At 40.2% G+C, this 13,877-nt stretch carries 17 protein-coding genes and 1 pseudogene; 4 read left to right on the forward strand and 14 right to left on the reverse strand.

Translation table 11 applies throughout. The annotated features are described in order from the left end of the window. Positions 1-82: 82 nt before the first annotated feature. From G6Q00_RS03365 to G6Q00_RS03420, 12 genes are read right to left on the reverse strand one after another with little or no spacing between them, the layout of a single operon-like run. Entirely contained in the window at positions 83-391 is a 309-nt protein-coding gene (locus tag G6Q00_RS03365; RefSeq protein ID WP_163499059.1) for a single-stranded-DNA-specific exonuclease, read from the reverse strand. Next, entirely contained in the window at positions 381-1,694 is a 1,314-nt protein-coding gene (locus G6Q00_RS03370) for a DHH family phosphoesterase (protein ID WP_240330958.1), read from the reverse strand. Before G6Q00_RS03370 ends, G6Q00_RS03365 begins: the two co-directional genes overlap by 11 nt. After that, positions 1,694-2,434 carry a 7-carboxy-7-deazaguanine synthase QueE gene (locus tag G6Q00_RS03375; RefSeq protein WP_163532003.1) on the reverse strand — a complete coding sequence of 247 codons (741 nt, stop codon included), beginning with the start codon at positions 2,432-2,434 and terminating at the stop codon, positions 1,694-1,696. Before G6Q00_RS03375 ends, G6Q00_RS03370 begins: the two co-directional genes overlap by 1 nt. Further along, on the reverse strand, positions 2,419-3,051 hold the full coding sequence (locus tag G6Q00_RS03380) for a 6-pyruvoyl trahydropterin synthase family protein (RefSeq protein ID WP_205426478.1): 633 nt from the start codon (positions 3,049-3,051) through the stop codon (positions 2,419-2,421). The genes G6Q00_RS03375 and G6Q00_RS03380 overlap by 16 nt, the downstream gene beginning before the upstream one ends. Continuing rightward, positions 3,051-3,710, reverse strand: coding sequence for a hypothetical protein (locus G6Q00_RS03385; RefSeq protein ID WP_163499087.1), 660 nt, complete (start codon positions 3,708-3,710; stop codon positions 3,051-3,053). The genes G6Q00_RS03380 and G6Q00_RS03385 overlap by 1 nt, the downstream gene beginning before the upstream one ends. A 46-nt stretch (positions 3,711-3,756) precedes the next feature. Beyond that, positions 3,757-4,530, reverse strand: a complete 774-nt coding sequence (gene surE / locus G6Q00_RS03390; RefSeq protein ID WP_163499061.1) for a 5'/3'-nucleotidase SurE — start codon at positions 4,528-4,530, stop codon at positions 3,757-3,759. Continuing rightward, entirely contained in the window at positions 4,527-5,417 is an 891-nt protein-coding gene (locus G6Q00_RS03395; RefSeq protein WP_163532004.1) for a polyprenyl synthetase family protein, read from the reverse strand. The genes surE and G6Q00_RS03395 overlap by 4 nt, the downstream gene beginning before the upstream one ends. After that, positions 5,404-6,420: a DUF7488 domain-containing protein gene (locus tag G6Q00_RS03400; protein ID WP_240330959.1), complete on the reverse strand. Its 1,017-nt coding sequence runs from the start codon at positions 6,418-6,420 to the stop codon at positions 5,404-5,406. Before G6Q00_RS03400 ends, G6Q00_RS03395 begins: the two co-directional genes overlap by 14 nt. Further along, positions 6,410-6,712: a YbaB/EbfC family nucleoid-associated protein gene (locus G6Q00_RS03405; RefSeq protein WP_163499063.1), complete on the reverse strand. Its 303-nt coding sequence runs from the start codon at positions 6,710-6,712 to the stop codon at positions 6,410-6,412. The genes G6Q00_RS03400 and G6Q00_RS03405 overlap by 11 nt, the downstream gene beginning before the upstream one ends. After that, positions 6,706-7,059: an aspartate 1-decarboxylase gene (gene panD / locus G6Q00_RS03410; protein WP_205426479.1), complete on the reverse strand. Its 354-nt coding sequence runs from the start codon at positions 7,057-7,059 to the stop codon at positions 6,706-6,708. Before panD ends, G6Q00_RS03405 begins: the two co-directional genes overlap by 7 nt. 8 nt (positions 7,060-7,067) lie before the next feature. Further along, positions 7,068-9,293: an AAA family ATPase gene (locus tag G6Q00_RS03415; RefSeq protein WP_163532005.1), complete on the reverse strand. Its 2,226-nt coding sequence runs from the start codon at positions 9,291-9,293 to the stop codon at positions 7,068-7,070. Continuing rightward, positions 9,293-9,709 (reverse strand): universal stress protein, encoded by a 417-nt coding sequence (locus G6Q00_RS03420; RefSeq protein WP_163532006.1) that lies wholly within the window; start codon positions 9,707-9,709, stop codon positions 9,293-9,295. Before G6Q00_RS03420 ends, G6Q00_RS03415 begins: the two co-directional genes overlap by 1 nt. Before the next feature lie 114 nt (positions 9,710-9,823). Between G6Q00_RS03420 and bioD the strand changes: the two genes are divergently transcribed. The 4 genes from bioD to cmoA all read left to right on the forward strand — a co-directional run bounded on the left by bioD (position 9,824) and on the right by cmoA (position 12,665). Further along, positions 9,824-10,483, forward strand: a complete 660-nt coding sequence (bioD, locus tag G6Q00_RS03425) for a dethiobiotin synthase (RefSeq protein ID WP_163532007.1) — start codon at positions 9,824-9,826, stop codon at positions 10,481-10,483. A 66-nt stretch (positions 10,484-10,549) separates the two neighbouring features. After that, positions 10,550-11,191: a superoxide dismutase [Fe] gene (gene sodB, locus G6Q00_RS03430; protein ID WP_163532008.1), complete on the forward strand. Its 642-nt coding sequence runs from the start codon at positions 10,550-10,552 to the stop codon at positions 11,189-11,191. A gap of 2 nt (positions 11,192-11,193) precedes the next feature. After that, positions 11,194-11,970, forward strand: a complete 777-nt coding sequence (locus G6Q00_RS03435; RefSeq protein ID WP_163532009.1) for a thiazole synthase — start codon at positions 11,194-11,196, stop codon at positions 11,968-11,970. Continuing rightward, positions 11,967-12,665, forward strand: a complete 699-nt coding sequence (gene cmoA / locus G6Q00_RS03440) for a carboxy-S-adenosyl-L-methionine synthase CmoA (protein WP_163532010.1) — start codon at positions 11,967-11,969, stop codon at positions 12,663-12,665. Before G6Q00_RS03435 ends, cmoA begins: the two co-directional genes overlap by 4 nt. 198 nt (positions 12,666-12,863) lie before the next feature. Here cmoA and G6Q00_RS03445 read toward each other — a convergent pair whose 3' ends face one another. Beyond that, on the reverse strand, positions 12,864-13,724 hold the full coding sequence (locus G6Q00_RS03445; RefSeq protein WP_163532029.1) for a hypothetical protein: 861 nt from the start codon (positions 13,722-13,724) through the stop codon (positions 12,864-12,866). 47 nt (positions 13,725-13,771) lie between these two features. Next, a pseudogene (locus G6Q00_RS08810) lies at positions 13,772-13,877 on the reverse strand (DUF3519 domain-containing protein); the annotation flags it as partial.

The raw sequence follows: 13,877 nt of genomic DNA on the forward strand, positions 1-13,877 counted from the left end.
CTTAATCATAAAAACCTCCCGCTTTTAAACTAAACAAAATTATAACGACCCATTGTAAACACGGCTAACCCTATTTGTATGCTTAAAAACGCACACATTTTAACGCTTTTTCTAAAGTATCATACTCCCCAACTACGCATAGTTCCTCCCCATTTTTTAAAGAAAGCTCTTTAGCATAAAACCACCACTTGCATAGCAAAACCCCGCTTTTATCCTCTAAAATAAAACTAATGTGTTTTTGATCTTGGCCTAAATAGCGCCAGCTTTTTAGTCTCGCGCAGACTTCAAAAAGAGGTACAGGATTGCCCACCCCATAAGGCTCGCCTTCTTGATAAAGGGCAAGAAATTCAGAATCTTGGAAAATGGCTAACTGGGGTACTTTAAAGAGCATCTAAACCTCCTAGATATTCTAAAGCCCTGTTAAAATCTGCATTGTTATTAAAAACCATTCCGCAAGCCTGTTTATGCCCCCCGCCTAAAACCTCTATCCCCATTTCTTTAAAACGCGTGAAAAGTACGATCAAATCCCCCTCTTTAGCCCGTAAAGATACCTCTACACTTTCTCCTTGATAGCGCCAACATAGCGCAATACAAACCCCCTTGTTTTCTAAAAGCTGGTTGGCTAAAACCCCTAAAACCCCGCGTGGGACTTCCCCACCCGCATAAATTAGCTTATTTTTTTGCGTGGTTTCTAGGCTTTTTTTAAGCGATTGGACGCAGATTTTACGCTTTTCATTGGTTAGTACTAGAAGTGCAGCATAAGCAGGGTTAGCCTGTTGTGTGGCTAGAAGATCGACTACTAAATTACAATGACAAAACCCAGAAATTCCATCAAAGCGCCCTACAGCGTTGATTAAAGGAATTATATCCCAAGCCAGAGTAGAAAGTCTATAAGGGTTTTTATACTTCTGGGCATTGTAGATTGCCTGTAAAGAGGCGGGCATGTGGGTTTTAAGGGTTTTATCCATGCGCTTTAAAAGTTGGCGGTTATAAGGCGCGCTTACATCCATCATATCGCCTATAGTAGAAATCCCTGCTAAAACCTGCATGTACTGGAGGTGATCTAGGCGCATTTTGATTTTATATTGTTTGGCATAAGCAAGCATGAATAAATACCCCACACAAGCCCCGCTAATGCCCTTAAAGGGGTGGTTATCACTTAAAAGAGGGTGGATAAAGGCATCACATTTAGGGATATGATCTTCTAAAAAGTGGTGGTGATCGCTTAAAATAAGTTTGGTGTTTCTAGCGTGTAAAAAATCACAGACAGAGTCAGGGATTGTTGCGCCATTATCAATGGTGATAAAAAGGCTGTTATTAAGATCAAGAGAAGCCCCCCCGCTTTGTAGCCCCTCTTTGTAATGTGTACGCACTAAACGGTGTTTGTTTTCATATTCCTCTAAAAGCTCTACACTCATGCCATAACAATCGGTATTTCTCTGCGGAATAATGTAGTTAATGCGTGGGTAGTGCAAAACCTCTTTAAAGAAGTAGAGTACTAAAGCCGTCCCGCTCATTCCATCACAATCATAATCCCCCCCGATAATGATTTGTTTTTGCGCATTGAGCGCATCGCGCAATAATTCTATAGCTTGCCACCCCTGCCCCATTTCTAAAACACTATCTAAGCTAAATTGGTGTTTGCCATCCTCTTGGCTAATGGTTTGAATATAAGTACGAAATGCCTCCAACATCAAACACCCGGCTTGTTGCCCCAAAGTAAAATATGTAAGCGTTGGCTTAAAAGATAACCATGTTGTAAACACAGGGGGGCGAGGTTTTTTAACCCTTCTAAAATTTCTTGTGCCTGCACGCCTAAGGGCATCAGATAAATAGGGGGCGATTTTTTAAAACATAGGGGTTTTAAGAGCGCTTTAATTTGGGCAATACAAACTTCAAAAGGGGGTTTTACTACAAATTTAAACACGATCTCTTTAGCGTGATCTAAAATATTTTGTAAAGGTTTAGAGTAATCTTTAAAAGTTTGTACAAAGCCAAGTTTAGGGCTTAGCGTAAAATGCAAAGCATGTAAAGGCGCTTTAAACTCAAAAAGTACACTCCCATTACTCTCTACCCAAATGGTGTACCCTTTTGTGTGTAAAACTTGTAATGTTTCTAATAAAATGGGGTTATTAAAGTGTAGACTAGGTTCGCCACCGGTAAGTACGATATGGGGCAATGTAAAAGTTTGCATGAGAGGTTCTAAACGCGCTAAAAGTTCTTGGCTACTTTTAAGATAACTCCACTGCGCATTAGGATAGACCGCATAAGCGCTATCACAGCCCACTACTTCTTTTGAATCAATAACACTCTTTATTCCAAACCCCACACATTTAAAATTACAGCCCCCCAAACGGATAAAGATACTAGGTTGGCCTACACAAGAACCCTCGCCTTGTAAACTATAAAAGGTTTCTACTAGCGGGAGGGACATATTTGCTCCAAAGGAAGAGGACTTGAAAAGGGCTTTTTAGACGCTGGATTTGCTATATTTTTATAATAATCTTTAAGCTGACTAAGTAAATGCGGGTTAGCCATTTGCTCTAAAATCCCTTCGGAAAATTCTACACTCTCTAGGGAAATAAAGCGCATTAAATGGGGGTTTTTTAAATCCTCTTGAAAGCTCTGGGCATAGCCATAATCAGTTTCATGGACTCGCACAGAGCAAATACACACGGATTCCTCATTGTGTAATTCTGTGGCCTGTAAAAGCGCGTCTAAAAAGAAGTGAAACATTAAGGCGTAATTTTCCGCACTAGGATTAAAGCTAAGCTTAACATAGCGCTTACTCATTTGCTTAATTGATTCTTGAAAGTCTAAAGGCTCTTGATTCCAAAAGTGGTGGGCGTGATCAAAGGCATCAATAAAGCTAGCGATCTCATTTTTAAAAATCCCAAAATCTAAAGCCATGCCCGCCCTATCAAGTTTATGCGCCTGTACAAAAACTTCTACTTGGTAATTGTGCCCATGAATGCTGGTTGCACAGCGCCTAGAGGTACAATTCCTCACAATATGGCTAGCACAAAAAGAGAAGAGTCTACGGATTTGCATTAGCGCTTGTAACAGGGTTGATAAAGGGGGAGTTTTTGGTAGTAGCGGTAGTGCTCAGAGCGGGTAAAATCAATGCGCCAAATTGTATCTTGGATAAGATCTTCATAAAGTCTATTATACCCGCAAGTATTGCCAGTTACACTCCCATCAATGTAAAGCACCCGTTTATTTAGGATATTATCCCACCAATCTAAAATAAAATGCGATCCCACTAACATTTTGCTATAAGTAGAAAAACCATTGATCGCATAGTAATCCGTGGGCACTTGGCTACAATAAAACTGCCCTCCATGCCAATAACAGCGATCAGGTCTAGCGCGATCAATTAGGGTATAGTGGTAAGCATAAACAGGCAAAGCAGAGATATTGCGCACCACATGGACATAGATCACATTTTTAGCCCTACTAGCCGGGTATTCTTGCATGGAAAAAACATTATAAAACCCCATTTGTTGTAAATTATAGATAATTAGGGGCAAATAAAAGGAGCTAATCATATCTTGCGGGCTATAAACCACCACTATAGGCGCGCTGACATTGAAAATATAGCCCCCCCGTACCTCTGAAAAATAGCCCATATTTAAGCGATGACAACCGCTAAAGCCAAGCAAGGGCAATAACAATAATAAAAGGCGTGAAGCGAGTTTCATAACCCCCATTTTACTATAAGTTTTAGCATGTGTGCTAGGGTTATGGATAAATACATCAAATCCAGCCTTCTAAAGTCTTTATATCTGCATAGCTAGTCATGTTAAGCGTAATAGGGGTGATAGAAACATAGTTTTGTTCAATGGCTTTAAAATCATTCAAGAGTACTTGATCGCGCTCTTCCCAGTATAAAGAATTAGGCCCTAACCAACAATATTGTCTGCCCTTTGGATCTTGCTTAGAATGGATATTGTTTTTATAAAGCCGCATTCCTTTTTGGGTGATTTTAATCCCCTTGCACTCTGTGGGCTGTATGTAGGGGATATTCACATTGAGAAATTTACGCTCTTTAAAGGGAAAACCTTGTGTGAGACAAAGGTGTAAAAGTTTACAGGCTATCTGTTTGGCTAGAGCAAAGTCATGGGTTGAAAAGTGTTTATAATCTTTGATGTATTGTGAAATAGCAATAGAGGGGATATTATGAATTGTACCCTCAATGGCTCCAGCTACAGTGCCTGAATAAAGTACATCTTCGCCCATATTAGAGCCATGGTTAATCCCTGAGATAACTAAATCAAAGGGGCGTTTGCTTAAAAAAAGGGCTAAACAAACACAATCACTAGGTGTGCCATCATCTACCCGGTAATACTGCGGCCCTACTTGTTCCATGCGCAAAGGTAACATAGTGGTGATTCCATGCCCGCAGGCAGATTTTTCATTTTTAGGGGCAACCACCATCACTTCTGCCACTTCTTCTAAGGCATCTTTTAATGCTAAAAGCCCCCTAGCTTCATACCCATCATCGTTGGTAAGTAAAACAAGAGGTTTCATGCTAAGCTCTCTAAAAGGGTTTGTAAATGCAATGCTAGCAAAGGTGGAAGAGTATTAAGGGTGATCTTTAATTCTGTTTGTAAAGTTTTAAGATAATCTTGTGCCCCTTTAAGCCCTAATAAATTGACATAATTATTTTTAAAAGTATCTAGTTGGGTGCTTTTACCCGATTCTTCAGGGCTTTTTGTGCGATCAATGATGTCATCGCGTACTTGAAAAAATAGCCCAAGTTTAAGCCCAAAATTAAAAAGAGTGGTGGGTAAATTAGCGGGTGTGTAAGCGTATTTTTTAGCAATAAGCGCGCCCATTTTAAGACTAGCGGCAATGAGTTTAGCCGTTTTTAGGGTGTGTAGTGTTTCTAGTTGTTCTCTTACAAGGGCTTTATGCTCAAAATAACAATCTATAGCCTGACCTAGAACCATACCAAAAACCCCGCCACAATGGGCTAAAGTGTTGATTAAAGAGATTTTTAGCGTACTTGGCAATTTTGCGCTAGAGAGAAGTTCAAAGGCATAAGTATTAAGCCCATCGCCTACTAAAGTTGCTACCGTTATACCATAGCTTACATGTAAGGTGGGGTGGTGGCGGCGTAAGGGTGCATTATCCATACAGGGTAAATCGTCATGGATAAGCGAATAGGTGTGTAAAACCTCTAAAGCTAGGGCGATAGGGAAGGCGTTTTTAATCATCAGATGAGAACGCATAAAAGAACTAAGCACCGCTAAAAGTAATTTTGGTCTAAAACGCTTGCCCCCATTTAAAAGCATTTCCCAAAAGGCTTGTTCAAAAGTGGGGTGAAAACTTTTTAGCTTAGGTTTTGCATGTCTTAAATACGCCTCAAAGTCTTGGCAAAGATTTTCATAAGCGCGTAATTTAGAGGCGGACATAGAATTCAAAACCCTTTCTTAAAACCAACATTTCAATCCGCCCTTGCATGTAGGCATGGCTAAAAGCTTGGCGCAAAGCGCGTAGTTTTTGGGTGAAATTAGCGCTAGAGGCGGCGATGGGTTTGCGGTTGATCCAAAGGATTTGATCGCCTAGATGTAAATTTTTAAGGGCTTGTGGTCTGTTTTTATGTAGAGCCGTGATCACAAAATGCTCATTAATTTTAACAAAACGCTCTAAAAAGCTATCCGGGAGTAAAAAGCCCCCATAGCGTTTATCTACTTGTACAGCTAGGGTTTGTAAGCGCCCCTTGCGGCGGATTTGAACGCTAATTACCCGTTTAAAGGGAAGATTACTCACTAGCCATTCAAAATGGCCGGTACTAGTGATAGGCTGGTTATTAATTTTTATGATCACATCTTTTTCTAAAAAAGGGTTATTAGTAAAAAAAGGATCCACACTCTCCACCATAACCCCCCCTTGCTCTTTTACCCGCACGCCAATATCTCCATAATAAGGGCTATTTTGGGATAAAAAGCGTTTGATATAGCCACTCTCTATAAAAGCGTTTTCTCTATTCCCCACCCCTATTCCATAAATTTGATAGCAGATATTACTCACCACAGCATTAGCTGGCATGGGAGCAGAAAATCTAGCATAGGTTAAAAAACCCCGTTGGCGCGCTAGGATACTCCCGGGTCTTGCATCATTGCCCCCTATACTAGCTAGTGGGTGTTTATAAGCTTGCTCATTAATATCTAAGAGATTGTAGGCAAATTTAGTAGGGGGGGCTTTAATGAGATAAAAACCAACAAAGGGATCGGCTTTAAGAATTTTAACCCCTTTTGGTACACTGCCATGTACAAAGGCCACTTGTTTTCCCTCCCAGAATAAAGACACACTACCCGGACGGCTAGCTAGTTTATAGTATTCTTTACAATGAGAGAAATTATAGGCATAAAGAGAACTAGCCCATAGGAATAAGAAAAAATACTTACTTAGCAAAGGGGTTTAAACCGCCTAGCATACCAAAAGTTGCGTTTTTGCGCCCCTCTTCCATATTTTTATACGCCTCATTAATCGCGCTCATCAGATAAATCTGCAAGGCCTCTTTATCCTCTAATAGGCTATCATCAATCTGAATATCTAATAATTCACCCGCTCCATTAAGTTTAACTTTTACAAGCCCTCCCCCGCTTTTGGCGCTAAATTCTGTATTTTTATTCTTCTCCTCCATGTCTTTAATCTGTTCTTGTAAACTAGAGAGAAGTCCGCCAAACTGGCTAAAATCTAACATGGATTTTCCTTAGGGATATTATTAGCCCCGAGATACACAATATGGGGCTTGTGGGTGTTAAGGCGCTCAAAAGGGATAGAAATATAGGCAATGATGATCACTAAATCCTCTATTTGAACCAAACGGCTAGCCGCTCCATTGATACAAACTTCATAATCCTTTTCCCCAACAATCACATAGGTACTAAAGCGCGCCCCATTATTGACATTGAGTACATCTACTTTCATCCAAGGGGCTAATTTAGCTAGCTCCACCAAGCGCTTGCCAATGGTAATAGACCCTTGATAGTTAAGATTAGCATCTGTAACCACGGCGCGGTGGATTTTGCTATACAAGACTTCTACCATCCCTTTCCTTAAGGTGTTGGGGTGATCTTTTTGCGAACCTTGCGTGAAGCAGGGGTGGATACAACTTGGATATTTTGGTTGCGCAAGATAACCTTAGCACTCCCTCCCTCTTTGAGTTCGCCAAATAAAATCGCATCGCTAAGCGGAACTTTAATATGGGTGTGTACTAATTTTTCCACCACCCGGGCACCCAATGGGTCTTTTAAACACAAGTTAGCTAAGTGGGTGACAGCCTGTTTTTCTAAAGACAAACTGACATTTCTAGGGGCTAAAAGCGCCTCTAATTTTTTACATTCTTTTTGCACAATGCTTTCTAAATTCTCTAAACTAAGGGGGTTAAAGGTTAAAATGGCATCTAATCTGGAGCGCAACTCTGGACTGAGTAATTCTTTAAGAGCTTTTTGGTATTTGTGGGTGCGATCTTCTAAAAAGCCCATTTGCCCTAGTGCATCACTGCCTGCATTGGAAGTTAAAATTAAAATAGCATGGCTAAAATCTCCCTTTTTGCCGCTATTATCCGTGAGGCTAGCATTATCTGTAATTTGCAAGAGTAAATCATAAATATTAAAGTGGGCCTTTTCAATTTCATCAAGTAAAAGCACACAACGGGGGTGTTTTCTAATCGCATTGATCAAAAGCCCGCCTTGCTCAAAACCCACATAACCCGAAGGCGCGCCAATGAGTTTAGAAATGCTATGCGCTTCTTTATATTCACTCATGTCAAAGCGCTCTAAATGCAAATGCATGTGCTTAGCTAGGGCTTTGGCTAATTCTGTTTTACCCACCCCACTAGGCCCTACAAATAAAAAGCTAGCCACAGGTTTTTTGGTAGCAATTAGGCCGGAGGCATGGATTTTAATAGCACTAACTAGTTTAGAAATGGCTATATCTTGGGCAAAAACTTCTTTTTTAAGCTGTTCTTCTAGGTTTTTCAAATGGTTTTTCTTCTCAAGGCTGATATGAGATTTTGGAATGTCAATTTTAAAAGAAAGCACATTTTCAATATCATTTTTAGAGATAGTGGGGGTATTACTACCCGGGGCATAAATCTTTTTAAAAGAGCCTGCCATGTCCATTAAATCAATGGCCTTATCCGGGAGAAAATTTTCATGCAAATAACGCACAGAAAGATCCACACATGCCTTTAGCGCCTCTTTGGTGTAGTGTACCTTGTGGTGTTTTTCATAATGGCCAGAGAGATCCCCTAAAATAGCGTAACAATCTTGTTTGGAGGGCTCTAAAATATCAATCTTACTAAAACGGCGGCAAAAGGCTTTGTCTTTTTCAAACACCGCTCTAAATTCATCAAAGGTAGTCGCTCCAATGCAACTTAAACTCCCATCAGCTAGCATGGGCTTTAAAATATTAGCCCCATCTAGCGATCCAGCACTAGATGCCCCAGAGCCTAAAACCGTGTGGATTTCATCAATAAAAAGAATGTTTTTAGGATTCTTCTGTAATTCTTTTAGGGTTTTTTTAAGGCGCTTTTCAAATTCCCCGCGGTATTTTGTCCCAGCCACCATGCCACTTAAATCTAGCGCATAAATACGATAATCGTATAAAAATTTAGGTACATCGCGCTCCACAATCTTAAGAGCTAACCCTTCAGCAATAGCGGTTTTTCCCACACCGGGTTCACCCACCAATAGGGGATTATTTTTTTTACGCCGACCTAAAACCTCAATTACCTTTTGGATTTCTGCATCGCGGTGAGATACCGGATCAATAGCGTGATCTGCGGCTAAGGCATTTAAATTTCTAGCAAATTTTTTAAGCGCAGAGGTTTTTTCTTTGGAAAAGGCAAGGGGGGGTTGTTCTAAAACTTTAGGGCCATCTACCCCGTAAGATTTAATAATATCGGTGGCATAGCATGGGATTTTTTCTACCATAAGCCAAAGCAAATCTTGTACATCTAAAACCTTGTAAGGCATTTCTTTAGCATAACGGCTTAGACTCTGAAAAAGCTTAGCAAGTTGTTCATCATTAGTTGGAATCTTGCCATGCCCTTCTAAAGCATTTTCATAAGTAGAAACATGCTCAACTAGATAATTTTGGGCTAATTGTTTGGCTTCTGTGATGTCAATATCTAAATGCCTTAAAAACCCCTGTATCTCTTTGTCATTAAGCATGATAAAAAGGACATGTTCGGGGGTGATGTAGCGATGGGATAACTTAGTAGCCAAAGCTAAAGCCGCATTAAGCAGACGATTAAGTCTAGTTGTAATGGGTGGCATTACTTGGCCACCAAAACAGGAATGGGCGAATTATCAATAAAACTATTCTGGTGCGATCCAAAAAGCTTATAAAACATGGAAGATTCGCTAGCCCCAATCACTAAGAGATCAAAACTAGGGGCCATTTCTAACACCACATCTACCGGATTGCCCATTTTTAAAACCGCCTCACAAGCAATTTGTTGTTGGGTAAAGAGTTGAGTAAATTCCTCAATGAGTTTACTAGATTGCTCATTGGCTACGACTTCTGTTTGGCTATAGTTCATGATTCCACTCTCCGGATAAATTAACACCTCTGGACTTACATGCACTAGCGTAAAGTGCACGCCCTTGATTCTAGAAAATAATCTAATCGCCGCATCTACACCGCTTCTACACTCCTGTGTATCGCTGATTCCAAAAAGCACTCTAAGCATGGCCAATCCTTACAGCATTTTATGCGCGTTAATTATAAAAAAGTTAAACTTAAAAGTATCGTTATTGGAGTTCGTGGTTTATAATAATGCCTACACCACTGCAAGGATTAAGCCATGTATCGTTCTATTTTTGTGAGCGCAACTAATACGGGAGTGGGAAAAACAACTCTAGCTAGGCAAATGGCTAAGCTTTATAATGAAAAGGGGATTAAAACACTTTTAGCAAAGCCTATTGAAAGCGGCGTGCAACAAGGGGATTTAGGAGATGGAGGGTTATTTTTGGAGGAAAATCTCCAAGTAGATGAAAATTTGCGCATGGAGGATATTAGTTTTTATCGCTATGTTTTACCAGCTAGCCCTTTTGTGGCCGCGCGCTTTGAGCCACACCTCCCACCCATTGATTTTAAACAGATTGAAAAGAAATTAAAAGCTTTACAAGAGCGTTGCGATCTTTTAATTGTTGAGGGAGTGGGGGGGTTATTAGTGCCCTTAGATGAAAAGGTAAAAATCATTGATTTAGCCCTTACTTTACGGTCTAAGATTTTGCTTATTAGTCCGAGTAAATTAGGCATGATCAATGATTTATTACTCAACCAGCACTATCTTAGCACCCATAAACTAGATTATCAGATTGCTATTAACATGCCTGATGCTCGCTCTTACTACCAAACCAGTAAGCCCTACATTGATTATTTAAATTCCACTCTTAAAGACCCTATTTTAATTTTTCAAGAACAAACTTCTCTTTTACTTGATAAGCTTTTAGAGTCTTGATCCTATTTATCAAAAATGTAGCTAAAGTGATTATAATAACTTTCCATTTTTGAATAAGGAGTATGCATGTTTGTTTTAAGAGATTTGCCCTACAGCAAGGATAGCATGGGAGATTTTTTAAGCCCTGTGGCCTTTGATTTCCACCATGGCAAACACCATCAAGGCTATGTCAATAACCTTAACAACCTCACTAAAGAGGGGGAATTTAAAGATAGCGATCTCTTTAGCATCATTAATAAGGCTAGCGGAGGCGTCTTTAACAACGCAGCCCAAATCTACAACCACGATTTTTACTGGGATTGCTTAAGCCCTAAAGCTACAGAAATGACAGATGAACTTAAAAGCGCGTTAGAACATGATTATGGCTCTTTAGAAGCCTTTAAAGAAGCCTTTATTAAAAGCGCGACCACTCTTTTTGGCTCTGGTTGGAACTGGGCGGTTTATAACCCTACTAATGGCAAGGTTGAAATTGTACAAACCAGCAACGCTAACACCCCAGTAACGGATAAAAAAGTCCCTTTACTGGTCGTAGATGTATGGGAACATGCCTACTACATTGATCATAAAAACGCCCGCCCGGTTTATCTGGATAAATTCTACCACCATGTTAACTGGGCTTTTGTTTCTCAGTGTTTAGAATGGGCTAAAAAAGAGGGAATGGGTTCTGTAGATTATTACATTAATCAAATTGTACATAAGAAAGCCTAGTGATGCACGATCCGCTCATCATCGGTTCTAAAACCTTTTACTCTCGCCTCATTGTGGGCAGTGGCAAGTATAAAGACTTTGCCACCACTAAAGAGGCCACTTTAGCTAGCGGGGCAGAAATGCTAACTGTGGCAGTTAGACGGGTTAATATCACCGATTCAAGTAGTGAGAATTTATTAGACACTTTCAAAGACACTAACATTAGCTTTTTACCTAATTCTGCTGGTTGCCACAGCGCTAAAGAGGCTCTTGCCCTTTTTCGCCTTGTTAAAGAAGCTACAGGCATCAGTTTTATTAAGCTTGAAATTATTGGCGATGAGAGAACGCTTTACCCTGATGTGGTTGAAACTTTAAGCGCCTGTGAAATTCTAGCCAAAGAGGGTTTTTGTGTGCTGGCTTATACCAATGATGATCCAATCATGGCTAAGAAATTAGAGATAGCCGGTGCTAGTGCGATCATGCCTTTAGCCTCGCCTATTGGAAGTGGTTTAGGGATACAAAATCGCTATAACATCGGTTTTATTAAAGAGGCCGTTAGCGTACCTGTAATTGTTGATGCGGGGGTGGGCTGTGCCTCAGATGCAAGCATTGCTATGGAACTTGGAGCTGATGGGGTATTAACTAACTCAGCTATTGCACTAGCCCAAAATCCGGTTTTAATGGCTGAGAGCATGAAATATGCTGTACTGGCTGGGCGTAAAAGTTATTTAGCGGGCCGTATCCCTAAAAAAGCCTATGCAAGCCCTAGCTCCCCTGTTTTTGGTTTAGCTAAACTTTGAAAGATACCCTTTTTAGCACCGCTCTACCTAAGCGCTTTGAATTTGATGCAGAGGTGGCCTCTATCTTTGATGACATGTTAGAGCGCTCTATCCCCTATTATGAAGAAACCCTTAAACTAGCCAGCCACTTTGTAGCCCAAGATTTAAACGGGGCTGTTTACGATCTAGGCTGTGCTACGGGTAATTTTTTAGCCACCCTTGCGCCTAAAGTGGACCCACAAACCCCCTTAGTAGGTGTGGACAACGCACAGGCCATGCTTAAAAAGGCCCAAGAAAAATGCATGCATTTTTGCATCTCTTGGCGCTGTGAGGATATTTTGCAGACAAATTTAAAGGAAGCGGGGGCAATAGCGCTACTTTATACTTTACAATTTATTAGACCCTTGCAGCGCCAGAACTTAATGAGTCGTATTTTTGAAAACCTCAAACCCGGGGGCGTGGTTGTAGTGGCTGAAAAGATGATGAGTTTAGATCGCATCTTAGATAAACAAATGATCGCGCTGTACTACCTTTATAAACAAGCGCAAGGTTATAGCCTCAATGAAATTAGCTTTAAACGCGAAGCCCTAGAAAATGTACTTGTACCCTACAGCTTGCAAGAAAACATAGCCTTGCTTGAGCAGGCTGGCTTTAAAACTGTAGAAGTTCTCTTTAAATGGGTTAATTTTGGACTCTTAATTGCGCGCAAAATCTAATTGGTTAAATCACCCACTCCAAAACCACGCCTAATCTTCGCTCTGTGTAGATCAACAACTGAAATCTAAATGCGCGGGTGCTCTTTCTGGTTTTGTGATTTGGCATTTAGTAGGGATATAAACCTTTTGATAGACTATATGGGGGGGTGCAGGCGGTGAGTAACAAAGTGGTTAGGGGAAGGGTTAGGGGGGTGGGTGTTATTTTCTAAACTCTTTTAGTAATTTTGTTTGTTTAGGCGCTTTAGCGTTTAAATATATCAATGAGTGGTTTTTATTCTCTATTGCTTTTTTTACAGCTGAAAAATCTGTAATGCCTGTTTTGATTAGCTTGATTGGCTTATCACGCTCACCATTAAGATTTATAAAAGAGTAGCTGTGTTTCTCACCTGCTAATTCTTGATCGGGGATATTCTCTCTTAGGAATATATAGCCGTTTTCATTGTGTATAAGAATGTGTGGTGTTTCTAAAATTTCTTTGATACTCTTTACTTGTGTATAGTAGTGTTTTGCTTCCTTTTGCTTTTTCAAGAAGTTTAGCACTTCTTGATATTTTAATTCTATTCTGCGGGGCTTGTGGTATGGAAAAATAAGAATATCAAGTAGTCTTTCAAACCCCTTTGTGTGGTACTTAGGCGTCCACACATCGCTATTTGTGAATAGGTGTTCTCTTAATTGTTCCTCTAAAGTTTTAGCGTATTCGGGTTTAGACGTGGTGTTTAAATCACTATTAAGCGGTTTATCTGTAGTATCTACCCGGTCGTTAGGGTGTAGATTAGTCCCATCACCCTTAGTAATCCGATTACTTGGTAGGAAATCTGAATCGGGCGACTTTTCTAACTTGTAAGCTGTAATGATCCAATGATTATCACCTTGAGCATTCCACCCTTTAGATAGCCCTATTCTGTAAGTTTGTTGGTTATATTTACCAATAATCGTATTTATCCCATGCTCGCTAATAAGCTCCCCGTTTTTCACCAAATGATCTAACCCATTGCCTAATTTCTCATAAGCATTATTCCCCTCAAATGGGCTAAAGTCATTTAGGTGTTTTTCTACAATCTTACTTAGCCCATAACCTTGTAAATTACCTTTTGATCTCTAATTTCCCCCCATACCAAATCTATATCGCCTAAATCCTCTCTATAAAACGCTCCGGCTACTTGTCCCTCTTTAGCCTCTAGTAGTTGAGCAATTGCGCCTTTTGGATCATGG

Origin of the sequence: Helicobacter suis (genome assembly GCF_902196125.1) — a bacterium.
Lineage (GTDB): Bacteria > Campylobacterota > Campylobacteria > Campylobacterales > Helicobacteraceae > Helicobacter > Helicobacter suis_B.